Source organism: Aminiphilus sp. (genome assembly GCF_029975095.1).
Taxonomy (GTDB): domain Bacteria; phylum Synergistota; class Synergistia; order Synergistales; family Aminiphilaceae; genus Aminiphilus.
Genome location: NZ_JARKPW010000006.1, coordinates 1 through 23,530 on the forward strand (window position 1 = coordinate 1; position 23,530 = coordinate 23,530).

Genomic DNA, 23,530 nt, shown 5'->3' on the forward strand with positions numbered 1-23,530 from the left:
CTCTGCGTCAGATCTGCGACGAGAGCGACATCCTCCTCATCTTCGACGAGGTCCAGTGCGGCATGGGCATCACCGGCAAAATGTGGGCCTGGGAGCATCACGGTGTGAGACCCGACCTCTTCTCCTTCGGGAAAAAGGCCCAGCAGTGCGGCGTCGTGGCGGGGCCCCGCATCGACGACGTGGACGACAATTGCTTCGTCGTCTCCAGCCGCATCAACTCCACCTGGGGCGGTACCATCTGCGACATGGTTCGCGCCACCCGCTATCTCGAAATCTACCGCGACGAGAACATCCTCGACTACGTGGCCAACACGGCGGGCTCCCGGTTGCTCAGCGGGCTTCTGGATCTCCAGAAGGAATTCCCCCACCTCATTTCCAACGTGCGTGGCAAGGGGCTTATGTGCGCCTACGATTTCCCCAACGCCGAGCTGCGGGAAACCTTCAAGAAGGGATGCTGGGACAGGAAAATGCTCATTCTTCCCTGCGGCAACGTTTCCATGCGGTATCGTCCCGCCCTCAACGTTCCCGTGGAGGATATCGAGAAGAGTCTGGAGATTTCCCGGGAAGTTCTCAAGGGCATGGGCAAGTAAGCTTTGCTCCCGGAACACGTTTTCGGAAAAAGGCCGACGCCGTAAAAAAGCCATGTCCGCGGGCTCCCTTGGGGAGCCCGCTTTTTTCGTGCGGCAATTCCGGGAAAAATGTGGTACTGTTTGTCTCGGAGCGTCACTCTTCCGGTACCAGTTGATACTGGGAAACTCTGATGAAAAGGATTCCTCGCTCTGTTGCTCTTGATCGCATCGCGTTTTCGCGAGGTCGGTTCGGCGCTCTTCCGAGGTGTCACTGTACGCTATCTTTCGCAAAATCGAAGAGGAACGGATCTGCCCGAGACAGGACGGCAGTTCCTGGGTCAGGACAGGTGAACGTGACAGGTGAAAGACCTCTTCGCCGAAGGTCGTTTCTTCCTTGAGGCAAGCGGAACGAGGCTTTTCCTTCGACGCCTGTTTCCGGACAGGGAGCTTTCGAAACGAGGAGATGATGGAGCGGTGCTTGAACGTCTGGGCGACATCAACTGGAAGCTCCTGATCGTTCTTGTTCTCGTCAGCGCTGTCGTGGCCTACGTGGGAGACGTATTGGGCATGCGCATCGGGAAAAAGCGCATCTCCATCTTCGGTCTGCGCCCCCGCTACACCTCGTCGATTGTCACCGCAGTAACGGGAGTGTTCATCACCCTTGCCACCCTGGCCATTCTCTCCACCACCACGGATACGGTCCGGACGGCACTGTTCAGCCTCAAATTCGTCCAGCGGCAGATCACCGAACTCACCTCTCAGCTTCAGGAAAATCAGCAGGAGATGCAGGCCCTCGAACTCCGGCTTTTCGAAAATCAAGCGGAACTCGCCGCGAAGCGCCAGGAGCTGGCCCGGGTGGAAAGACGCCTTGCCGAGAGCGAGGAGTCTCTGCGAACCCTTCAGGAGCAGCTCGAGAGTTCTCTTGCCGCGAAGAGTGCCGCCGAGGCGCGCCGCCAGGAGTTGGAGAGAGAAGTGCATCGCCTTGAGGCGCAACGGACCGAGCTGCAGGAGGACATCGAGACACTCCGAAAGGGTCTCGAGCAGATCCGTGCGGGGCGCATCATCGTCCTGGCCGGAGAGATCATCGCCCAGTTGCCTCTTCCCCAGGGGAGTGACGGCATCGCGGCAGAAGAGGCCGTTCGGTCTCTGCGCGAGCGTGCCGTTGTGGTGATCCGCCGTCGTCTTCCCGAAGGTTCCGAGGAAATGACCGTCGAGATCGGCGAAGATTCTCTTCGCCAGGTGCTCGATCGGATCGGCGCGGGGGGATCTCCTCTGCGCATGGTGCTTCGCCTGGTGGCCAGCTCCAACGCCGTTCTCGGAGAGCGTGTGCAGACCAAAGTCGAGGCGCTGGAGAGCACGCGGATCTACGAGGCGGGGACGGTTCTGCTCGTGCGCGAGATCCAGGGAGGGCTTACTCTCGATGCGGCGGAGGCGAAACTCTACGAAATTCTCGCGGAGGTGAACGGAAAAGCCACGGCGGACGGCGTGTTGCGCGATCCGCTTCGAGGGACGGTGGGCAATCTTGCCGCGGCGGAATTCTTCGACGCCGTGGAGAAGATCGCCTCTTCGAAAGGAACGCTTGAGCTCGTCGTCACCGCCGCGGAGACCACCTTTACGGAAGGACCCGTGCAGGTGGAGTTGGAAGTCCGTTCCCCGGAGGAGAAAACTGCGGTACAATAACGGCACATTTTGCATTTCCTCGGGGAGGATGAAGGGAGATCTGGAGAAATGCTGATCGTGGCATGCCAGCTTTGCGGTGAAATGAAGGTGTTGGCGGGTGCCCCCGACGCGGATGGCATGGCCCGGGCCATGTGGATATGTCCCCGTTGCGGTACCGGTCAGGTGGTGCAGCTTCCGGTGAGTGCCGATGCCCGCGGAGGCGATCTGCGCCGTATCTGTGGCGGCATGTCTCTCGGCGGCGCGGATACCGCGACCGCCCGGCCGTAAGAGCCGTTTCCGACGCATCCGGGTTGCTCCGTGCCGAAAGTGCCGCACCCCATTCCGCAGGGATATCTGTTCTACGACAGCAAACTGGCCGTGGACGCGGAGAGCATACATAACCTCTATCTTTTCACACGATGGGGGAGAAGCCGTTCCCTTGAGGAGATCCGGAAAATGCTCGAGGGGAGCAGCATGTGCTTTTCCGTCCACTTTGAACGTAAGGTAGTGGCTTTCTGTCGCCTTCTCACGGATTTTGTCTTCCGTGGATCGCTCTGGGACATCCTCGTTCATCCCGACCACCAGGGAAAGGGACTTGGATCCGCGTTGCTCGAATATGTTCTGGAGCATCCGGCGGTGCGCAACATCCCGCTTCTCATCACCTATACCAGCGATCTTGCTCCCTTTCTCGCGCCTCACGGATTCGAGTATCGGGAAGGGGCGGTCATGTTGCTCCGCAGACCGATAGAATATTCCTGACGTGATTCCCCAGCAGCTTTTTCCGGGAGAACGCCGTGTGGAATGTCGTGCGTTGACATTTCTTCCCGGGCACTGTATAAAATGTGCATTACGAGGTTGACGTTTTTCTGCCCGTGATGTTTCGCGCACATGGGCAGTAATGTTGTGTTGTGGAGGTGCGGTAGGTTATGGCGAACGAGCGTTTTCTCATCACGTCCGAGTCGGTGACGGAAGGGCATCCGGACAAGCTGGCGGACCAGATCTCCGACGGAGTTCTCGACGCGATTCTCGAACAGGACCCCATGGGACGGGTTGCCTGTGAGACTCTCGTCACCACCGGATTGGTCGTTGTCGCGGGAGAGATCACCACGTCCTGCTACGTGGAGATCCCGGCCCTTGCGAGATCCATCGTCAAGGAAATCGGCTACACCCGAGCGAAGTACGGATTCGACGGGGATACCTGCGCGGTGATCACCGCCATCGACGAACAATCTCCCGACATCGCCCAGGGAGTGGACAAGGCCCTGGAAATCCGCGAAAAAGACATGAACGACGACGAGATCGACAAAGTCGGCGCAGGCGATCAGGGCATGATGATCGGCTATGCCTGCAACGAATGCGAGGAATATCTGCCTCTTCCCATCGCACTGGCCCATCGTCTGGCCCGGCGGCTCGCCAAAATGCGCAGAGACTGCGTTCTCCCCTATCTGCGCCCCGACGGAAAAACCCAGGTGACGCTGGAATACGAGGGGAGAAAAGCTCTCCGTGCAGACACCATCGTCGTTTCCACCCAGCATCATCCCGAAGTGGAGCAGAAACAGATCGCCGCGGACATTCTGGAGCACGTCATCAAACCGGTGATCCCTGCGGCGCTGCTGGACGGAAAGACCCGTCTTCTCGTCAACCCCACGGGCCGCTTTGTGCTGGGCGGTCCCATGGCGGATACCGGTCTCACGGGACGCAAGATCATCGTCGATACCTACGGCGGTGTCGCGCCTCACGGCGGAGGTGCCTTCTCCGGCAAGGATCCCACCAAGGTGGATCGTTCCGCCGCGTACATGGCCCGCTATGCCGCAAAGAACATCGTCGCCGCGGAGCTGGCGGAAGTGTGTCAGATCCAGGTGGCCTACGCCATCGGTGTGGCCCATCCCGTTTCCATCATGGTGGAGACCTTTGGCACCGGCGTCGTGGACAACGCCACGCTCACGAGGCTTGTGCGCGAACAGTTCGACTTCCGTCCCGCCGCCATCATCCGGGATCTGGAACTCCGCAAGCCCCAGTATCGCCGGCTCTCCGCCTATGGACACATGGGACGCATCGATCTGGATCCTCTGCCCCGGTGGGAGTGCACGGATCGGGCCGAGGCGCTTCGCAAGGCCGCGGGGCGCTGAAAAAGAACGAACGCGTGGGAAGAAACCCTTTGACGGCAGCGGGGGCGTTCGATTTCGCCCTCGCTGCCGTCTTCCGTTCCTCCGGCAAAAAAACCGGAGTGTCGTTCGCCGGGCGTTCTCGAGGCGGAACGTTTCCGGTTCTGCTGTAGGGCATGTTCACCTTTCTGCGACAGGTTTTCTGCCATCTCCTCTGGCCAGCAGTCTGCCCGCTCTGTGGACGCATGGCGGTTCCCGTTTGTCCCGCCTGTCTCGACGCGCTTCTTCCACCGCCGACACCGGTCTGTCCCCGTTGTGGTGTTCCCGCACCCTGTCCGGCACATCCCGATCTGCCGCCGCTCTTCTTCGGCACCCTTCACGACGGCATGCCACGGCGTCTTCTCCTCGATCTCAAATACCGAGGTCAGGCCTCTCTCGGCATCCCCATGGGACACGCGCTCGGCCGGCTTGTCGCCGCGTGCCCGAGCTTCCCCGAGGGCGATCTCATTCCCGTTCCGCTCCACCGGGGGAGTCCGCGTTCCTTCAATCAGGCAAAGCTTCTCGCGGAAGGAATGGCCTCGGTTCTCTCCCGCCCGGTCCGAGATGTGCTGGAATGGCAAAGATCCCTCCCTCCCCAGGCGGAGCGCTCCGCCGCCGACCGCAGAAGTCTTCCCGAAGAGGCCCTCGCGGTGCGCCGCTGTTCAGGTCCCTTGAGAGGCGTTATACTTGTTGATGATGTGTGCACCACGGGAACCACGTTCCTGCGGGCCGCCGGCGCGGTGATGCGTGCCGGTGGAGCGGTGTCCGCTCTGGTTTCCTGGAGTCGCTCCCGGGGAGGGAATCCGCATGGCCCACTTTGATCTGCGCAGTTGTGCCGTCTGCGGCAACGCCTTCGTGAGCGCCGGCACCTCGTCGGTGTGCAACGAGTGTCGAGCCGAACTCGACGAGGTGTACGCCTACGTGCGGGATTTTCTGCGTGCCCATCCCAAGCTCACTCCCACCGTTCAGGACCTGTCGAAACTTCTCGACCTTGACGAAAAATTCCTCCAGGCCCTCGTTGAGGACGGGCGCATTCAGAAGGTCGAACCCGGAAAGGGACGACGGAACTGTCAATCCTGCGGTGCCTCCATTGCGACAGGAAACCTGTGCTCTGCCTGCTCCCGAAGAATTCACGCAGACATTCTCAAGGACAAGAAGAATCTGCTGTACGTCCATCAGAAATACCGCCGCAATAAAAAGGAGCGTTGAGCGCGTTTCCGACGGCTCTGTGGCAGCGGTCCTGTGCGACGGTTCCCCGAGCGTCTGCGTCGCGTAAAACCTGGGGCGTTTTATGTGGCACATGTGTCGCGCAAAACGCCGATTTTTCCCCCGGGTGCTAAAGCTTTTCTCAAGATATTCCGATACTGGAAGCGAGCTTCATGGACAGGGGTGAGAGATCATGATCGACAAGGTGCAGCGCGTTCTGGGTGCCCAGTATCTGCAGAAAAGCGCCGGCAAATACAAATCCGTTTCAGGCGAAGCCCAAGGGGACGGACTTGAGGTCAGCGCTTTTGCCAAGGAACTGGCCAAAGTCTCTTCCGAGCTGAAAAAAGTTCCCGAGATCCGTAACGAACGTGTCGACGCGCTTCGTGAACAGATTCAGTCCGGTACGTACACGCCGAACCTGACTCTCGTCGCGCAACGTCTTCTTGCCGCGGGCATCCTGCAAAAGGAGGAATGACCCCGTGGTGGAAAACCTGATTCCCCTTCTCGAGCAGCAGACCCAAAGGCTGCTTGAATTGTGGGACGTCATCGTTCGACAGCGGGAGGCGCTCAGAGAAGAGCGCCTTTCTTCGTTGCAGGAGCTGATGAAAAGCGCGCAATCCCTTTCAGCCAAGGCTCGCGCTTCCGAGGCCGCAAGGGAGCGCGAGACGAAGGCGCTTGCGGCGGTGCTCGGCTGCGACCCCACGGTAAGCGCTCTTGCTTCCAAGTTGACCGAGGAGGAGGCTACTCGGCTTCGCACCGCCGGGGATGCGCTCCGGCAGGCAGTGCTGAAACTCAAATCGGAGATGCAGATTCTCTCGAGGCTCGTGGAACAGAGCTCCATGCTCGGCGAGTTGCTCGTCAACGAGTGGAGACGTCTGGAGGGCTCCTTCGGAACGTCCTCCGGCGGCTACGACTTCAGAGGATGACCATCGCGTAGGGGAGGAGAGGTTCGCCATGCTCAGCAGCTTTTTCGGCCTTGAAATGGGTCGTCGTGCCCTCGACTACTTCCGCAGGGGCATGGAGACGGCGGGACACAATATCTCCAACGCCGATGTGGAGGGCTATTCACGGCAACGGGTCGAGGCCTCCAGCACCGACCCCTTCACGGAACCGGGCCTTGCCCGACCGGCACTTCCGGGGCAGATAGGAACGGGCGTCCAGGTGGACGCCATCGTGCGTCTCCGGGACGCTTTTCTGGACATGCAATACCAGGAGGAGAGCACCGTCCTCGGCTATTGGGAGCGTATCGAGCAGGTGTTGAACCACATCGAACTCTTCGTCAACGAACCCGCCGGAAAAGGATTCGCCGCCGCCATCGACGACTTCTGGGCCGCCCTCCAGGAGGCCCACAAGCGCCCGGACAGTTCTTCGGTCCGGGAGGACCTGGTGCAAAAGACCATCACCCTTACCACCTTTCTGGATCAGCTCGCCACCAATTACGACCAGTATCGGGCTGCGCTCAACCAGGATTTGAAGCTCAAGGTCGATGAGGCCAACAACTACATCGATCAGATCGCCGCCCTGAACAAGACGATCTCGGAAGTGCAGGGTGTGGGCGGCAACCCCAACGACCTGCTGGACCGCCGCGATCTTCTCGTGGAGAAACTCTGCAAGCTCATCAACTGCACTCCCGCCAACATCTGCGATCAGAGCGACGGTGACTACAAGGTCTACCTCGACGGCAAGCTGCTCGTGCAGGGAACGCAGACCCGCCATCTCATCCTCGTTCCCGTCCAGGGAAACCAGGGGTACTTCGACGTGCAGGTGGAGGACAACGAGTTCGACCACGTGGACAACCCCTCCGTCCTCGAGGTCATCATCGAGCAGCAGGCTCCCGAGGCGGTGCACGTTCTCACGGTGGAACGTCTCGCTTCTGAAACGGCCTGGGCGGTGGGAAACGGCAACGACCGCGTGCAACCCCTGTACGTGGACCAGGAACTCAACCTCTCCGGAAGTTTCGGCATCACCGTGAGCAGCTCGGGAACGCAGAAGACGAGTGCCGGCCTTGACAACACCGGACCCGACGGAGCCGTATTGCTTACCGCCCCTCCCGGTGCGAGCGAGCCCACGTCGTACCAGTTCCGCATCGCCTTCGGGGATTTTGAGAGTATCATCACCGCCTCCTGGAATCCGACGGCCCCAGGTCAGTGGGAACTGACGGACAACCACGGAAATGGGCCTGTCCAAGGTACAGGAGCCAACGGCGAGCTTCTCCTCGACGATCTGCGTGGTTTTCTTGGCGACCCCCTGTACACCAACGCCGGACTCAACTCGACCGTGACAGCCTCGGGCACGAAGGATCGCCTTACCCTCCTCTCCACGGACAATTACCTTCTTTCTCTCACGGACGTGAAAGGAAATCTTCTCTCGGGCAAGCTCGGCATGGCCGACGAGGGCGTCACCGTGAAGATCGACGTCACCGAAGAGGATACGCTGGAGACGATCCGGAACAAGATCAACGGTCACTTCGCCGCCGACGCAAGCGACCCCGACCGTCCCGAACAGTGGCTCCACGCGGAAATACGCTACGACGAGGTGACGAACAGCCATTACCTCGTCCTGGAGAGCAATGTGGTGGGCGAGGCCTACCGTATCAACTTCCAGGGCGATGAGGGCGGCAGCCTCTACGTGGCGCGCAAGCTCGGCTTCGCCAACGTCGCCGACGTGCCGAACGGCATCGAGCAGAACTCCACCAGTGTGCTTACCCGGGCGCAGGATGCGGTCTTTCTCTTCGACGGCTCCCGCTACATGTCCTCGGAGAACACCTTCACCGAAGCCCGCCTGCTCTCCAGGAGCGACGGCTATGCCGCGAAGACCCTCGACACGGTTTCCACGGGGATTCACTTCACCCTTAAGGCGACGGGCACCTCGGGAATTACCGTGAAACACCACGTGAAGGGCGGAGAAATTCTGGCCCTGCTCGAAGCGCGGGACGACATCATCCTGGGACACCTTGCGGCCTTCGACGAAATTGCCTACGGACTGGCCAATGAGATGAACGCCATCCACTATGCCGGGCACGGCACGGGGGATAACGCGATGACAACGGGGATCGCCTATTTCGAGCCCATCGCGCTCAAATACGTCGCTTCGCGCAATTTTACATTGAATGCGGCTATCGAAAACGACTCCAGCCTCTTCGCCGCAGCAAGCGACGACGGCAGTGGGCACACTCTGGGAGAGGGAGATGGCACAAATGCGCTCCGCATGGCCCAGCTCAAGCAGGCGAAAGTGCTCGAGGGAGGGAGTGCCAGCTTCAACGGCTATTACGAGACCTTCATTTCCGAGATCGGCAGCCAGGGGCAGCGTGCCCGCACCATGGCGTCCAACCAGAGAGCGCTGGTGACCCAGATCGACACGCAACGCCAGTCCGTCATGGGAGTCAACCTCGACGAGGAAATGATGGGCATCATTCGTTTTCAGCAGGCGTTCAACGCCATGTCCCGTTTCATCACCACCCAGGACGAACTGCTGGACAAGATCATCAACGGCATGGGTACTGTGGGCCGTTAAGGCAAAGGGGGGGAGAGAGATGCCACGGGTGACCAATTCCATGATGCAGGCCACGGTTCTGGCGGACATGCACAATAACCTGAGCCGTCTTCTCAAACTGCAGCAGCAGATGTCCTCGGGCAAACTGTATAACCGTCCCTCGGACAATCCCGTGGATGTGACGCGGGAACTTGCTCTGGGAACGACCATCTTCGAGAATGTCCAGTATGTACGCAATATGGACGACGGCATCACCTGGCTCAAGAACACGGAAACGGCTCTCGATCAGGTTACGTCGGTAGTGCAGCGCATCCGAGAACTCGCGGTCTACGCCGGGAACGGCGCTCTCGAGGATGTGGACATGGAGGCCATCGCTCAGGAATTGGCATCTCTCAAGGAAGAGCTGCGCCTTACTGCGAACTACAGCGTGGAGGGGCGGTATCTCCTCTCCGGTCTCAACACCAGCGTCATCCCCTTTCAGCTCGACGCGAACGGCAATGTGGTCTATCTGGGAAACGAGCAGCGTGTCTATTTCGAGACCGAGCGCGGTTCCGAGGGGCAGGTATCCCTGCATGGCCGGGATGTCTTTCCCACGAACGAGACGCAGTATGTCCTGGCGAGTGTCGAAGTTCCCGTTGATTTCGAATGGACGGGGCGAAGCGAAATCCTCCAGTTCCAGGTGGGAGATCGCGTGGCGAAGGTTCTCATTCCGGAGAAATGGACCGACGACGACAGCATCGGCGGAGTGGACGATACGGACTACAATCGCTTCCGCGACCCCAACGAACTCGACAGCTACTCCCTCGACGAGATCGCACAACTTATCAATTCGAGTTTGTCCATGGGCGATGTGGGGCGTCTCGTGTCCGTGCAGGTTATCAAGGACGAGGCGGCGGGTGTACAGCGCCTGGAGATCCATAGTCACACGGGGGAACCTGTGCAGCTCACGTCCTGGCCCGCCACCGATCCTGAAAACCTGGAGCAGGGAATTGAGGGAATTGACAGAGTCCTCGGTTGGACTCCTTCCGCCGCAGGGACGATAACGTTCACGTGGGACGACGGAACATTGAGCACGCTGGCACTGGACGGAACGGAAACACTCGACGTCATCGCCGGAAAAATCAACAGTGATGTCGAAGGAATGCTTGCCCGAGTCGTCGATACGGGTGGAGGCAATCAGAGACTTCTCATCTTCAGTCAGGAAACGGGAAAAAAGTTTTCCATTACCGCTTCCGAGGGCGCTCGGGAGGTTTTCGGCGATCCGGTGCCCTTCGATCCCTTGGATCCCGAACTCCAGTTGCTGAGCGCCCCGGTGGAAAAGCCTAGTGACCACAGCCACATTGATCTCACGAGCCTTTTCCGTATGGAGACGGCGGTAAAGAGCACCGAGGTCGCCGCTGGCTGGACAGGATTCGACACGACGGGTGCCGGCCAGGAGCTTTATTGGCGGTTGGAGAGCGGCAACAACCGGGCGGAAGTCATCATCAACGACGATCCGGATCTGACGCTGGAAGAGCTTGCCACGCGCATCAGGAACGTGGCGGGAAGCTGGCTTGAGGTGACGGTGGAGACGGATGAACAGGATCAGGGTTTGCCCCCTGGCGTTGCGGGAGGAACAAACGCGGAAAACGCAACGAAGCGCCTCGTTCTCCGCACGAAAGACGGTCAGGCTCTGACGCTCTACGACAAAAATACCACGGCCGGTGCGGACTATGCGGCACAGCTCGGCGTCAGCACCGTGACGAAAGGCATCACCGGCGGTACCTTTCCCACCGGAGCCGCTCTGGACGAAAACCTTCCTGCCCTCGTGAGCGTCACTGTGGGGGACAAGGAGTTCAAGGTCAAACTGTACCGGGAAGATGTCGCCGATGCCCTGAACAACCTGGACGGTGTCAAGGTCGCCGAGGAGATCGTCCGTCAGGTGAACGAGCAGTACGGAGGACGTTTACTCGGCACGGACGATCTCGGCGGGGGGCAGTTCGTCCTTTATGCTAAGACGGGGGAACCTTTGCGCATTGTGGACCTTCCCTTCGGGGATCCGGAGCTGAAGGCCGACGAGTACAGTGGCGGCATCGCCATTCAAACCGGCCTCCAGACGGGGCTCATCGGCGGAACCGTTGCGGACGGACCGGTGGGGGCGGCGAACGCGGGAACGTTCCGTATCAGCACTCTCGGACGGTCCGTGGAAATCGCGGTTCTTGCCACGGATACCCCCCAGATGATCGCGGAGAAGGTCCGTCTGAACGCGGGCGATTGGCTCGACGTCTCCTTCGTGGACACGGATCTCGACAATCCGGGGAACGTGCAGCTCTCTTTCGCCGCCAAGGACGGCTCTCCCGTCTCCGTGCTCGATGTCTCCGGGGGTGCCGCACAGTTTCTCCAGATCGATAACACCGTCCGAGCGGAGCTTGCGGCTGCTCCGTTCCCTGCGGTGGGCAACCTGGAGATCACGGTCAACGGCTACACCCATTCCATCGACCTGTCCCAGATTCGCGATTTCGACCAGTCCGGGGTGGTGGACAACAACGATCTCGTGGCCGCCATCAACAGCCGTTTCCAGGGGCAGGACCTCCGGGCGGAGCTCTTGACCGACGGAGGCAACGAATTCCTGGCCATCGTTTCCGACCGAGGCTATCGTGTTGAGGTGGCGAACGCCGGCGGTGCGACGATCCTTACGGGAGGGGGCGTTCAAACCACGGCGGTGCGCAACGGCCCCCTGCCTAACACGAGCCCCTACACCCAGAACGTGACGGTACGCACGGCGGCAAATCAGCGTCAGACGGATTTCTTCGGCCTGCTTGATGACCTTATCGCTGCGACAAAGGCCGAGGACCGCGAGGGAATCGGTCATTCCCTCCTGGGGAAGATCGATGATTTCATGGACAATCTCCTGCGGCAGCGCACCGCCACGGGAGCACTCATGAACCGCTACGAGACCAGCCAGTCCCGTTTGAAGATGAACAACATCTCGCTCACGGACCTGCAGAGCAAGGTGGCCGACACGGACCTCGCCGATGCCGTCACCAGGTTCCAGATGGCCCAGTCGATCTATTCCGCGAGCCTCGCCGTGATCGCCCGGATCATTCAACCCTCGCTCGTGGATTTCCTGAGCTGATCTTAAGAGTGGCTGTTTCCTGGCCGTGGATTCATCGGGAATGGATTTTTCTTTCCAGCGAGTCAATGACGAGGTGAAATGATGTGAAAACGGTAACAACAACACGATTCGGTGTTCTCTCCGTAAACGATGAGGATGTCCTTCATTTCCCCAAGGGCATACCTGGTTTCTACGATCATTACGAATGGATTCTTGCCGGCGAGGACGAGAACCCCATCAAATGGCTTCAGAGCCTTTCGGATGAAGCCATCGCCCTGCCGGTCATGCCGCCTCAGGTGGTGCTGCCCGAATACAATGCGAAAATCGTCGCCGGGGATCTTGAGGATCTGTCCGTTGACGACGACGGTGATCTGAGCACCATGGCGGTCGTCTCCATTCCCCCCGATGCGCCATGGAACATGACTGCCAACCTGCGGGCGCCCATCGTGGTGAACGTCAAAAAGCGTCTTGCCAAGCAGGTCATCTGCGCCAACGACGAGTATTCCATGCGGGCCTTCGTTCTCTCCGACGCCGTGCGGGCCTCTTGCGAGGCCCAGGCGAGCCGGGGCTCCGCCGAAGAGGCCGGGGCGACATCCTCTGAAACCGTTCCTCCCACGGGTGGTGGTCGGAAAGACTCCTGCACCACTCCTGCCGGAGAGGAGGAGGCCTAGGTGCTCGTCCTCACGCGCAAAGTTGGAGAAGGGCTCGTCATCGGCGAGGAGATCGAGATCACTGTCATCGAAACGCGGGGGGATTCGGTGCGGCTCGGCATCAATGCTCCCCGCTCCATCGGAGTATGGCGCAAGGAGCTGTGGGACCAGATCCGGGAGGAGAATATCAAGGCTGCCGCTCAGAGCCCCAAGGTGTCTCTTGAAAAGTTGTTTCCCCGCAAAGACGACGAAGTTGCCCCTTAGTCCTTGAGAAGGGATGAGATGTGCTTGCCAGGAGAAACGCAGGTTTGGGAACATAATCTGAAACATCTCAGACGGTTTCAGCCCCAGTTGGCGGTGCGGTTGCAGCGTCGCAGGGCATTGATGGAAGAAGAAGGCAGAACCCCTTCCGTAAAGGAGACGGCACAGGGGCTCTGGATTCGTGGCTTTGGTGGGGATGGGGATGTGCCGTTCTTCCAGAAGGCCGAATCGCTTTTCCCCGAGGAGCTCGGCAGGAAAAATGTGGTGGTTGCCCATGGAGTCGGCTTTCCTCCCTATCTGTTCCGCCTGCTGCGTAAGCTTGACAGAAACGCCCTCGCCGTTGTGGTGGTGGAGCCCAGCGAAGAACTCCTCGTGCATACCTTGTCCACCACATCGGTCTACGCGGCGTTGCCCAGCGCATGCCGCATCAGTTTTTTCACGGGAGAGGACCGAACCCTCTCTACGGAAGCGTTGGATGTCAATATCCGTCCCCTGGGAGTTTTCATGGTGAACGAGGCCTGTACGGCAGTGCATGCCGGCGAAGGCGAGGCTTTTCGGAAAAAATTTGATGCAGCCATTAAGGAATTTTGGGAAACGGTTCGCCTTTATGTGGAATTTTTGGGAAATACTGCAGAAGACACGTTGCTTGGTATCCGCAACATGTGTCTGATGTCCCCATGGGTGATAAATAGCCCGCGGCTCGTTGATTTTATCGGCCCCTACGAGGGGCGTCCCTTCGTCTCCGTCGCATCCGGTCCATCCCTTGAGAAAAACGTGCATTTGCTCCGGGAATACGCCGATTCCTGTGTCATCGTCGCGGCGGACAGCGCGGTGAAAAAACTCCTCAAGATCGGCATCCGCCCCCATATCGTCACCAGCATGGAACGCCCCCAGGAGATGTACGCCCGAAATTTCAGTCCCCTCGTTGAAAACCACAGAGACGAGTGTCGGGATATTCTGCTCGTTGCGCAGTCCGTGTGTCCCCAGCAGGTCATCGGCTGTTGGCCCGGACCCGTGGCGGTGGTGGGCAAGGCGGAGCTTGCACTCGATCAATGGATTGTGAATAGCTTGTTTGGAGGTGATCTTATTCCCTCGGGGGCATCCGTCTCCCACATGGCGGTGTCTCTGGCGGAGATCTGCAAGGCCTCGGCGGTTGCCCTTATCGGTCAGGATCTCGCCTACGGCGACGATGGCGCGTCCCACGCGGCGGATACGGTCTCGGAGGCCGATCTTGCCGTGGAGCGTGCCCGGAGTGAAGAGGCGGGACTCATGGTTCCGGGGATCCACGGAGGTATGGTGCGGACTCAGATCTCGTGGTTCAAGTTTCTGAAAATGTTCGAGAGCATGATTCCGGGCATGAGAGTCCCTCTGTATGACTGTACCGAGGGTGGAGCGCTCATTCAGGGAAGCATCGTCGTGCCCTTCCGGGAGTTTCTCCAGAGATTCGCCGCTTCGGCGGCACCCTTTTCGCCCGATGCGCTTCCGGCGGCGCTGGCACGGCGGCTGATCGCAGGAAAAGATAAACGCCAGCAGGCGAAGCACCTGCAGATGATGATCGATTCTGTTCTTTCCGACGTGGCGCATTCCGAGGCGATGCTTTCCGAGATCGAATCGTGGCGGGACCGTGCCGTTGCCGCTGCGCTTGCCCCTGAAGCACGGCGTGCCCGAGCCGCGGAGGTTTCGGTGTTGCTCGACCGCCTCCATGACAGAAATCGCTCCCTTGCGTTCATCGGTCAGAGCTATACCCATTTGAGCGGTGTCGTCTTCGGAGAAACCCGCAGGCTCGATTCAGTGGCGAGTGTGAAAAAGTGGCACAATGCGGTGGAGGACATTCTCCAGGGACACCGGAGTATTCTGGCGTTTCTCCGAAAATGGTTTCGTTACGCATATCCCTCCATGGAATGGCTTCTTCGTGGGCTTGATGCGGGAAATGACGATCCGCTTTACACCACTCGGGGGCTGGGAGACACGGAGGCGTTGGAGCTGACGGAAAAAGTCCTGCACAGATTCGCCGAAGAGAACCTTGACGACCGGGAAACGGCGGTTGCCGTAGTGGCGCTCAACAACCTTCTGGCCCGCTCCGACCCGGTTCTCCACGGTTGGCCTCCCCGGGTTCTACGACAGCTTGCGTTGTTCTGTCGTGAGCAGGGCATGGCGAAATACGCCTGCGTACTTGCCGATGCGGCTCGGGAGCGACTCGAAATCGAAGAGGTGGAAATGCCAGTTGAGGAGATCGTCGCGTTTTTGAAGGACTATGCGACAGTGCTCTCCTCGCATGATTTGACGTTCACGCCTCCCTTTGACAGGGCGTATGAAGTGGCGAGGAATATCCTGCGTTACGAGGAGGCGACCCCGGAAAACGAGGCTTTTTTGAAGGAGATACGCGGAAAATGGGCAACATTTCTTTCCAATGTTTTCGAGTCTCAGATTTTTGATGAGAAAACGAGAGAACTTGAGAAGCTTCTCCTGAAAGCGGAGATAGACCTTCTCGAAGGGCGCCTTTCTGAGACATTCCGTGCCGTGTGGCGATTGGTTGTGCGTTCCCACGAACGGGAGGACGGACGAGGAAAGGCGAGTTTGGAATGGCTTTGTCTGCATCTCGAACGGTGCTACGGTGCGGAAGATCGGGAGATTGCCGAAACGGTTGCGGAGATTTTGGACTTGCTGTCTCAGCGTACGGAGCTGCTGTCGTTTTTCAGCATGGAGGTCTCGCCCTGGCTCATGGGAGAACTGACAAAACGGGGTGTAAAGTTTTCCGTCTGAGTTGCCGAAAAAACAAAAAGAGACGTATATCTTTTTTCGGAAGGAGGGGGGCCGAAAAAGAACAGCGAGAGAGCCACAAGAAAGGCGTGTGTTTGGTAAAGTGTTCACTGGGCATGGACGTCCGGAACATGACAAGGAGGTTGAACGAAAATGAGAGTCTATCATAATATCCCTGCGTTGTTTGCGTACAATTCCCTTAATTCCACAAATTCGGCGCTGCAGAAATCGATTAACAAGCTTTCCACCGGATTGCGTATCAACGGCGCTTCCGATGATGCTGCAGGGCTTGCCATCTCCGAGAAGATGCGCGCACAGGTTCGTGGTCTGGATCAGGCTGTCCGCAACTCCCAGGACGGCATTTCGATGATTCAGACCGCTGAGGGCGCTCTCAACGAGACGCACTCCATTCTGCAGCGTATGCGGGAACTTTCCGTCCAGGCGGCGAACGACACGCTGACCAGCCAGGATCGCAGCTACATTCAGCTCGAAATCGACCAGCTCAAGGAAGAGATCGACCGCATCTCCACCACCACCCAGTTCAACAAGAAGAAGCTCCTTGACGGGAGCGCCTCCGTGCTCTGGTCCTCGGACAAACTCGAGACAAAGGCCTTTGTCCGCGGAGCTCTGCGGGAGATCGATCAGTTCGGCCAGAAGAACGCCGCCGAGGGAAACTACATCATTCGCATCACCGCCAACCCCGGTGAGGCGGAGGTGCAGAAGAGCGACGTCTTCAAGATCAAGCACGAGAACGTCATCATGAACGTGGGGCTCAACGAACAGCTCGGAGCCCGCAAGGTCTCGGTGGACAATCTCCCCGCCGGAAATTACAAGGTCCTGCGGAACATGACGCCGGTCAGCGGCACAATCGGATTCCAGCAGTACAATGTCGGAACGCTGACCTCCGTCTTCGGAACGGCCGCGACGGATCTTACGGCAGGCGCCGTGAGTCTGAGCTTCGAGGTCATCACCGTGGACACCGCCTCCGAGACGGTCAAGCTTCGCGTGGTAGCGAACTTCATTTCCATCTCCGGTGCGGTGAGCACGAAGGTGGACGAGAACTTCGTTCTCAACGCCGCCTCCACCATGACCGCCTACACGGCCCTCGGTTTCACCTTCGGGTCCGCCATCGAGATGACCGGTGTGCAGAATTTCAAGGTCGGCGGCAGAATGGTCGTGCACATCGCCGGCTCGACGGGGAACGCCGACGTGGCGCTCATCGTGACGGCGACGCTCAATACCGGATGGGAAGGCTACTGGAGCGGTGCCCAGCTCGATCGCTTCTACAATGTGCAGGCCACGGCCATGGCCAACAAGGATGTCCATTTCCGCTCCTTCTATCTCAACACGGCGAACGGGAAACTCTTCGAATCCGATATCGTCATCGGCTTCACCACCGCCTTCAACATCGGTACCGGCTTTGGCTCGGCTCCGGCTCTCGTCGCCTTTGAGGCGGCCTATGTCGGGCAGGTCGCCGAGGGCGACGTGAAACTGCGTGACCTGGACAAGTTCTGGGATGCCAACGGACGTTTCCTCCTGGAGGACCCCCAGACACTGACCCTGACCCAGGGGGACGGAACCCAGACGACGGTGACGCTCAACTCCACGGACACGCTCAACGACGTGGCCCTCAAGCTGAACAACGCCATCGCCTTCGGTCTCAACCAGGTGAAATACCTCGACACACCCGGCGATGCGGACAACTTCGTCACCTTCGTCGGCGGCGGCGAGGAAGTCGATGGAACGGTCATGTCGGTGGAGGGCACCTTCGTCATTCGCTCCATCGTTCCCGGTGCGGCGGGACGCCTCAACTTCGCCGGTGACGAGGACGTGGTGAAGGCCCTGAGCCTCAACGTCATCCAGAAGGCCTCGGAGACGGATTTCCGCGCCACCGTCCAGGATGCCCACAGCGGCAACACGGTTGTTTCCAACGTGAAGGTCACGGGGAACATGCTTTACGGCGTGGTGCACAAGAACGTGGATGTGGAGTTCGACTCCATGGCGAACATCAAGGTGACCTATTCTGAGGCGTCGAAGAACTACATCCTCACCCGGGATACGGACGTCTACGAGACCACGCTCCACTTGGCGGACAACACCACGGTCTTCCAGATCGGCGCCAACGAGAAGGAGGACATGGGCATCGACATCGGTGACATGGGTGCTCGTGCGTTGGGTGTGCACAATGTGCTCGTCACCGACCGCGAGTCCGCGGCGCGCTCCATTACGGTCATCGACAGCGCCATCGACCGCGTTTCCAGCCAGCGGGCCAATCTCGGCGCCTACCAGAACCGCCTGGAGCACACCATCAACAACCTCACCGTGGCGAGCCAGAACCTGAGTGCAGCGGAGAGCCGCATCCGGGACCTCGACATGGCCCAGGAAATGATGAACTTCACGCGACTCAACATTCTGATGCAGGCGGGCAATTCCATGCTTGCCCAGGCCAATCAGCTGCCGCAGGCAGTTCTGTCACTGCTCCGGTAAGCCTGTCGTTCTGTTTCGACGGGGGAGGGGGCTTCCCCCTCCCCTTTTTTCATAGAGTCGGAGCGTAAGGGGAGGGAGCGATATGGTGCAGCAAGCAGACCTTGCCAGGCTTGGAACGGCGCGTGACGAGGCGGTAGCCAACACTTTTCGCGGCAACGTCGCCGAAGCGGAAAGAGGAAGAGCGGGGAACGTTGTACAATCTCCGGACAAAACAGGTTCTCCGGAACGTAAAATCGATGAGCGTGCGCTCCGGGAGACTTTGGCGCAAGCCGAGAAGGTTGCCCAGGCGTTCAACAGACATTTGCGTTTCGAAGTCAAGACAGAAGCGGATCTGATCCAGGTGCAGGTGGTGAATGCCTCCGACGGTAAGGTCATTCGGAAGATTCCGCCGGACGAAGTGGTCCGTATGGTGGAGCGGGTCAACGAACTTCTCGGTGCCCTTTTTGATGTGGAGGCATGATGTGACGACCGAATGAAAATGGCGTCTTCTATGCACGCCCCGAGGCGTAGCGGACGTACGTGTTTGTTGTGGAGTCGAAGGAGTTGATCCCCTGCTCATCATGAAAATTGACGTCGATGCTGAACAAATCCTGTCCGGAGTTCTGCCGCGGGTGTTTGTGGGGACGGAAAAAGAACCTGCAGGCGGCAGCATGGAAAAATGGGAGGAAGAATATGCGCTTCCTCATGTGCTCGTTTCGGGCAAGGCATTTTGGGCATGTTCCCGCACGACCCAGTGTCTTCATACCTTTGGCAGGAATGTGGGTGGTCCTCTTCAGACGTGTTATGAAAACATGAAGGGATTCTCCTGTTCTTTTCGTCTCCAGACGGGAGAAGCGATTTTCCAGGATGTTCGGCGGCAGGAGCAGATTTCCCTGATGCCGGGAAAAATGGGACGAGAGGTGTGGGATTCGGCGAAGGATGTATCGGCTGACGCACTTGTTCCGTACATCCGGAGCGGCGTTTCCATGTGGGGTGTCATGCTCGACGGGGAGAACATATGGAACGTGCATCCCGTCGAAGCAAGGTTCTGGAGTACGGAACAACGCCGTTTCGCTTTGCGGACCCCATTGGATTCCTATCCCATTTCTCTTCGCTATCCACTGGAGATTGCCAAGGTCCTGGACAAGCATTTTCCTGTTGCGGGGGCACCACAGACGAGCGAGTCTTGCCCCGTGATCTCCGTACGGATTGCGCCTTTTTCTACGTTCTATGTGTTTTATTCGGATGGGAGTTACTACAACTACTACGACATCCCAAGGGGAACCGTGCGCAATTACAAGCGCCTTCGTCTCTATATCTCCGAAGCCTGATGCCGTTCGGGTACACGTGCGTATTCCGGTGTTGCACAAATCCGGAATGGCATTGTCCGAACGGCATCTTTTCGAAAGGCGATGATGCCCATGTTCGAAGGAAAATCCATCCTCATCACCGGAGGAACGGGGTCTTTCGGAAAAGCCTGTGTCCGTGCGCTCCTTGAACGCTACAATCCCCGAAAAATCATCGTCTATTCGAGGGATGAGCTGAAACAGTACGAGATGCAGCAGGAGTTCCAGTCCGGTCTATTGCGTTTTTTTCTGGGTGATGTGCGCGACCGGGAACGATTGGAAATGGCCTTGAACGGTGTCGAGTATGTCATTCACGCAGCGGCGTTGAAACAGGTGCCTGCTGCGGAGTACAATCCGCTGGAATGCATCAAGACGAACATTCTCGGAGCGGCGAACGTCATCCATGCCGCCATCGCCAATGAGGTTGAAAAAGTCATTGCTCTTTCCACGGATAAGGCGGCGAATCCAATCAATCTCTACGGAGCGACAAAACTTTGCGCGGATAAGCTCTTTGTTGCCGGAAATAACCTTGCGGGTGGGCACAGGACGCGCTTTGCGGTTGTTCGTTATGGAAATGTCATGGGATCTCGGGGGTCAGTTGTCCCCCTTTTCCGGAAACTCGTGCAGGAAGGAACCTCGGACCTTCCTATAACTGATCCGAGGATGACCCGTTTCTGGATCACCCTCACCCAGGGTGTGGCATTCGTTCTCAAATCTTTTGCCAGAATGCAGGTGGGAGAAATTTTTGTTCCACGGATTCCTTCTGCACGGATTCTGGATCTTGCGGAAGCAGTCGCACCGGGAATGCCCGTGCGGGTCATCGGAATTCGCCCTGGAGAGAAGCTCCATGAGATCATGTGTCCCGCTGATGACAGCCACCTTACCCTCGAATTCGAGGACCATTATGTCATCACACCGTCGATCTCTTTCTTGTCACCTGTAAACTACGAAAGAAACGCCCTGGGAGAAAAGGGTAAACCCGTCTCCCCGGGTTTTGAATACAGTTCTGAGACCAATCCTCATTTTCTCGACGTGGAAGAGATTCGTTCTCTTATTGCGCAAGCGTGACCCGGGTGGGGTGATCCGCTGCTGTGCGAAGAGACCGGCCGGGAGAGGAAGGTGTCGTTTGAAGCGATGAGCAATGTTCTGACGGAGCGCATCGGGCTTGGTACTGTCCAGTTCGGGTTGGAGTATGGCATTTCCAACACGGTGGGGCGTACGCCACCGGAGGAGGTAACGGCGATTCTCCGTTTCGCCGAGTCTGTGGGTGTGCAAGTGCTTGATACCGCTCCGGCCTATGGGGAAAGTGAGAGGCTTCTTGGCACGTGTCTCTCGGAAAACGCCTCCTTCTTTCGCACGATCACCAAGACACCACATCTGCCCGAAAATCTCTCAAATGAAGAGAAAAAACGACTCCTTGAAAGAACATTTCGTTCTTCATTGCAGAACCTTGCTCTTGAAAAGATCTACGGGATTCTGGTGCACAATGCTCAGGATATACTTGGACCTGATGGCGCATGCTTGTGGCATTTGCTCGAATTGCTTCGCGAGCAGGGGTTCGTGGAAAAAATTGGCATTTCTGTTTACAATGAAACAGAATTACAGAAAGCATTTGAATTGTTTCCGCTGGAGCTTGTCCAGGTTCCGCTCAATATTTTTGATCAGCGGTTGCTCCAAAGCGGCATGTTGAAAAAACTGAAGAACGCCCGTGTGGAGATACATGGGCGTTCCTGTTTTCTTCAAGGCCTGCTCCTTATGTCTCCGGAGACATTGCCTCCCCGGTTTGAGAATGTTCGGGAAACGTTGCGGCACCTCCATGAGGTACAAAAAGAACACGGATTGACTCCGTTGGAAGCAGCACTGGGATTTGCTCTCGGTGTTGACGAGCTTGATACAGTTGTTGTGGGCGTCAATACGCTGATGCAGTTCCAGGAAATTCTCGCGAGTGCGCGAACGCTTCCGTCGGAGTTGTTTTCCGGATTTGCCGTGGTCGACACGAATATAGTGGAGCCTCGGCGCTGGAAGTGTGTCCTGTGAAAAAAGGAGGTGCTCCTGGTGGAGTCGTGTTCTTCCGTTTTTGTTGTCATGATGAACTATACTCAAGGGTCACTCATGGATTCCATGTTTTTTGAAATGCATAAAGCACTCTGCTGCAGGGGTTGTCTTTCATCGCTGAGAATGGCGAAGGAAGAGCTTGCATCATCGCCAGATTTTGTTTTAGAAAAAATGAAAAATAGGCATGGATCTGCCGATTTTTCAAAGATGATTTTTGTTGATTCCAATCTAAAAATACACATTCAAGCGCCTTTTCCGATAAAAAGAATAAGAATTTTGACAGATGCTCCTTATTCTCAAATCAAATATTTTAAAAACATAGGGGCTTCTGATAAGATTACAGTTGTTGATCGCACTCATCTGGAGATTCTTTCCTTTCTTGATGTGAAGCATGATGCCTTTTTTTTGCCTCACGCGGGAATGATGCCCTTGTCGGGCTTGCCTGGTATCTTTGATAGAGATATAGATATTCTTTTTGTCGGGAGTATCCCTTTTCAGCCAACGAGAGAAATGTTGGATGGCAAAGCGTCCTTATTGCGCGCGAAGGACCTTGGGGCATCCTTGCTTCGTGGAACTGCGGAGCGAATTCTTGAAAAATCTCAGGAGCCTTTTGCTGCATTCAGAGAGGCGTGTGACGAATATTCCTTTGACTTGGATGTGCTTGACTCTGAGGCGAAGTTTAATTGTTGCGAAGCTTTGGCCTTCCTTTCGAGGTGGTGCGAAAGCAAGAAAAGAATAGACCTCTTGAAGGCTTTGAAAAGTGTACCGGTAGCGATTGTTGGAGAAATTCCGTTAAGCGTGCGAAATTCTTTGGGTAGCCATCATATGTATTACGGACCATTGCTGGGATATCAAGTTTTGATGCTCATGCAGCGAGCGAAAATTCTTTTGAATTCAGTTTCTGTGTTTCCAAGGGGAGCACATGAGAGAGTTTTTTACGGAATGGCTTGTGGAGCGTGTGTTGTTACTGATAAATCTGAGTATTTAAAAGAATATTACAACGACAAAGAGGACCTCTTTTATTTTCCGGATAACGTTGGCATGTTTGATGATTTTTTTGTTGAAAAATTAAAAAATCTAGATGAATTGCAAAAAATAACGGCGAGTGCGATGCTGAAGTATGAAAATCGAGATACCTGGTATTGTCGCAGCGAAGAAGTCATAAATATAGCCAAAAAAGATTTTTTTTAGCTCTTATTTGTTGAGATATTTATTTTATTGATTACGAGGTGGGTTAATGCTTAAAGGCGAGAGTATTTTTCTGCGTATTCTTTCTCCCGGTGACGTAGATGAAAAATATCTTAACTGGATGCATGATGATGATGTAGTGCAACATCTTGAATCAAGGTGGCGCTCTTATTCAATAGAAGACCTAAAAGAGTATGTCCGAATTGTAAATTTAAGTCAGCGAGACGTATTTTTTGGTATTTTTGTTATAAAAACAGGAGAGCACGTCGGTAATATTAAAATTGGAAATATCGATCAAATTCATCGATTTGCAGACGTTGGATTGCTGATTGGAGAAGCGAGCGCACGAGGGAAGGGATATGGAACGGAAGCTATTCTCTTGGCATGTCAGTATGCGTTCGAGGATCTTAATTTAAATAAGATCGTCGCTGGTATTTATGCCATTAATGTTGGATCATTTAAGGCCTTCTTAAAAGCTGGATTTCGAGAGGTTGGGCGCCTGCATCGTCATAGATTTTGCAAGGGAGAATATGTAGATGAGATCTTAGTTGAGAAATGCAGATGATTTTTAATATATTCGTGCCAATCACGAGTGTTTTATCCAGAGTTCATGTTTAGGTTTTTATAAATAAAAAATTAT

21 protein-coding genes are annotated in these 23,530 nt (G+C 56.9%); all 21 read left to right on the forward strand.

Features of this window, described 5'->3' with window-relative positions:
* Positions 1 to 590, forward strand: a 590-nt coding sequence (locus tag Q1K49_RS00355; protein ID WP_300521440.1) for an aminotransferase class III-fold pyridoxal phosphate-dependent enzyme, incomplete at its 5' end; no start/stop codon positions are given.
* 453 nt (positions 591 to 1,043) lie between these two features.
* The gene (locus Q1K49_RS00360) at positions 1,044 to 2,249 is read left to right on the forward strand and encodes a DUF3084 domain-containing protein (protein ID WP_300521442.1); all 1,206 of its coding nucleotides are present in this window, start codon (positions 1,044 to 1,046) and stop codon (positions 2,247 to 2,249) included.
* 48 nt (positions 2,250 to 2,297) lie between these two features.
* The gene (locus Q1K49_RS00365) at positions 2,298 to 2,516 is read left to right on the forward strand and encodes an alcohol dehydrogenase (RefSeq protein WP_300521444.1); all 219 of its coding nucleotides are present in this window, start codon (positions 2,298 to 2,300) and stop codon (positions 2,514 to 2,516) included.
* Between the two features lie 30 nt (positions 2,517 to 2,546).
* Positions 2,547 to 2,987: a GNAT family N-acetyltransferase gene (locus Q1K49_RS00370; RefSeq protein ID WP_300521447.1), complete on the forward strand. Its 441-nt coding sequence runs from the start codon at positions 2,547 to 2,549 to the stop codon at positions 2,985 to 2,987.
* A 167-nt stretch (positions 2,988 to 3,154) separates the two neighbouring features.
* The gene (metK, locus tag Q1K49_RS00375; RefSeq protein WP_300521450.1) at positions 3,155 to 4,357 is read left to right on the forward strand and encodes a methionine adenosyltransferase; all 1,203 of its coding nucleotides are present in this window, start codon (positions 3,155 to 3,157) and stop codon (positions 4,355 to 4,357) included.
* Positions 4,358 to 4,578: 221 nt separating this feature from the next.
* A complete protein-coding gene (locus Q1K49_RS00380; RefSeq protein ID WP_300521453.1) occupies positions 4,579 to 5,193 on the forward strand; it encodes a hypothetical protein in 615 nt (204 codons plus the stop codon).
* Positions 5,180 to 5,581 carry a hypothetical protein gene (locus Q1K49_RS00385; protein ID WP_213692412.1) on the forward strand — a complete coding sequence of 134 codons (402 nt, stop codon included), beginning with the start codon at positions 5,180 to 5,182 and terminating at the stop codon, positions 5,579 to 5,581. The genes Q1K49_RS00380 and Q1K49_RS00385 overlap by 14 nt, the downstream gene beginning before the upstream one ends.
* A 190-nt stretch (positions 5,582 to 5,771) precedes the next feature.
* A complete protein-coding gene (gene flgM, locus Q1K49_RS00390; protein WP_300521457.1) occupies positions 5,772 to 6,053 on the forward strand; it encodes a flagellar biosynthesis anti-sigma factor FlgM in 282 nt (93 codons plus the stop codon).
* A 4-nt stretch (positions 6,054 to 6,057) separates the two neighbouring features.
* Positions 6,058 to 6,504 (forward strand): flagellar export chaperone FlgN, encoded by a 447-nt coding sequence (flgN, locus tag Q1K49_RS00395; protein WP_300521459.1) that lies wholly within the window; start codon positions 6,058 to 6,060, stop codon positions 6,502 to 6,504.
* A gap of 28 nt (positions 6,505 to 6,532) precedes the next feature.
* Complete coding sequence (flgK, locus tag Q1K49_RS00400) at positions 6,533 to 9,091, forward strand: flagellar hook-associated protein FlgK (RefSeq protein ID WP_300521462.1); 2,559 nt, start codon at positions 6,533 to 6,535, stop codon at positions 9,089 to 9,091.
* Between the two features lie 19 nt (positions 9,092 to 9,110).
* Positions 9,111 to 12,185, forward strand: a complete 3,075-nt coding sequence (flgL, locus tag Q1K49_RS00405; protein ID WP_300521466.1) for a flagellar hook-associated protein FlgL — start codon at positions 9,111 to 9,113, stop codon at positions 12,183 to 12,185.
* Between the two features lie 83 nt (positions 12,186 to 12,268).
* Positions 12,269 to 12,835: a flagellar assembly protein FliW gene (locus Q1K49_RS00410; protein WP_300521469.1), complete on the forward strand. Its 567-nt coding sequence runs from the start codon at positions 12,269 to 12,271 to the stop codon at positions 12,833 to 12,835.
* Positions 12,836 to 13,078: a carbon storage regulator CsrA gene (csrA, locus tag Q1K49_RS00415; protein ID WP_213692418.1), complete on the forward strand. Its 243-nt coding sequence runs from the start codon at positions 12,836 to 12,838 to the stop codon at positions 13,076 to 13,078. It begins immediately after the preceding gene.
* Positions 13,079 to 13,102: 24 nt separating this feature from the next.
* Positions 13,103 to 15,838, forward strand: coding sequence for a 6-hydroxymethylpterin diphosphokinase MptE-like protein (locus tag Q1K49_RS00420; protein ID WP_300521472.1), 2,736 nt, complete (start codon positions 13,103 to 13,105; stop codon positions 15,836 to 15,838).
* A gap of 150 nt (positions 15,839 to 15,988) precedes the next feature.
* Entirely contained in the window at positions 15,989 to 18,322 is a 2,334-nt protein-coding gene (locus Q1K49_RS00425) for a flagellin (protein WP_300521475.1), read from the forward strand.
* Positions 18,323 to 18,404: 82 nt separating this feature from the next.
* Entirely contained in the window at positions 18,405 to 18,782 is a 378-nt protein-coding gene (locus Q1K49_RS00430) for a flagellar protein FlaG (RefSeq protein ID WP_300521476.1), read from the forward strand.
* A gap of 190 nt (positions 18,783 to 18,972) precedes the next feature.
* A complete protein-coding gene (locus Q1K49_RS00435) occupies positions 18,973 to 19,632 on the forward strand; it encodes a hypothetical protein (RefSeq protein WP_300521477.1) in 660 nt (219 codons plus the stop codon).
* A 90-nt stretch (positions 19,633 to 19,722) separates the two neighbouring features.
* On the forward strand, positions 19,723 to 20,715 hold the full coding sequence (gene pseB, locus Q1K49_RS00440; protein ID WP_300521479.1) for a UDP-N-acetylglucosamine 4,6-dehydratase (inverting): 993 nt from the start codon (positions 19,723 to 19,725) through the stop codon (positions 20,713 to 20,715).
* Between the two features lie 51 nt (positions 20,716 to 20,766).
* On the forward strand, positions 20,767 to 21,684 hold the full coding sequence (locus tag Q1K49_RS00445) for an aldo/keto reductase (protein ID WP_300521482.1): 918 nt from the start codon (positions 20,767 to 20,769) through the stop codon (positions 21,682 to 21,684).
* A gap of 18 nt (positions 21,685 to 21,702) precedes the next feature.
* Entirely contained in the window at positions 21,703 to 22,893 is a 1,191-nt protein-coding gene (locus tag Q1K49_RS00450) for a glycosyltransferase (RefSeq protein WP_300521484.1), read from the forward strand.
* 46 nt (positions 22,894 to 22,939) lie between these two features.
* The gene (locus Q1K49_RS00455) at positions 22,940 to 23,455 is read left to right on the forward strand and encodes a GNAT family protein (protein ID WP_300521486.1); all 516 of its coding nucleotides are present in this window, start codon (positions 22,940 to 22,942) and stop codon (positions 23,453 to 23,455) included.
* Positions 23,456 to 23,530 lie beyond the last annotated feature (75 nt).

Bases quoted from the DNA above. Each gene is read 5' to 3' on its own strand.
- Q1K49_RS00385 (WP_213692412.1), top strand. From the start codon at position 5,180: ATGGCCCACTTTGATCTGCGCAGTTGTGCCGTCTGCGGCAACGCCTTC.
- Q1K49_RS00430 (WP_300521476.1), top strand. From the start codon at position 18,405: ATGGTGCAGCAAGCAGACCTTGCCAGGCTTGGAACGGCGCGTGACGAG.
- metK (WP_300521450.1), top strand. From the start codon at position 3,155: ATGGCGAACGAGCGTTTTCTCATCACGTCCGAGTCGGTGACGGAAGGG.
- flgL (WP_300521466.1), top strand. From the start codon at position 9,111: ATGCCACGGGTGACCAATTCCATGATGCAGGCCACGGTTCTGGCGGAC.
- flgK (WP_300521462.1), top strand. From the start codon at position 6,533: ATGCTCAGCAGCTTTTTCGGCCTTGAAATGGGTCGTCGTGCCCTCGAC.
- pseB (WP_300521479.1), top strand. From the start codon at position 19,723: ATGTTCGAAGGAAAATCCATCCTCATCACCGGAGGAACGGGGTCTTTC.
- Q1K49_RS00365 (WP_300521444.1), top strand. From the start codon at position 2,298: ATGCTGATCGTGGCATGCCAGCTTTGCGGTGAAATGAAGGTGTTGGCG.
- Q1K49_RS00455 (WP_300521486.1), top strand. From the start codon at position 22,940: ATGCTTAAAGGCGAGAGTATTTTTCTGCGTATTCTTTCTCCCGGTGAC.
- flgM (WP_300521457.1), top strand. From the start codon at position 5,772: ATGATCGACAAGGTGCAGCGCGTTCTGGGTGCCCAGTATCTGCAGAAA.
- Q1K49_RS00380 (WP_300521453.1), top strand. From the start codon at position 4,579: ATGGCGGTTCCCGTTTGTCCCGCCTGTCTCGACGCGCTTCTTCCACCG.
- Q1K49_RS00425 (WP_300521475.1), top strand. From the start codon at position 15,989: ATGAGAGTCTATCATAATATCCCTGCGTTGTTTGCGTACAATTCCCTT.
- Q1K49_RS00435 (WP_300521477.1), top strand. From the start codon at position 18,973: ATGGAAAAATGGGAGGAAGAATATGCGCTTCCTCATGTGCTCGTTTCG.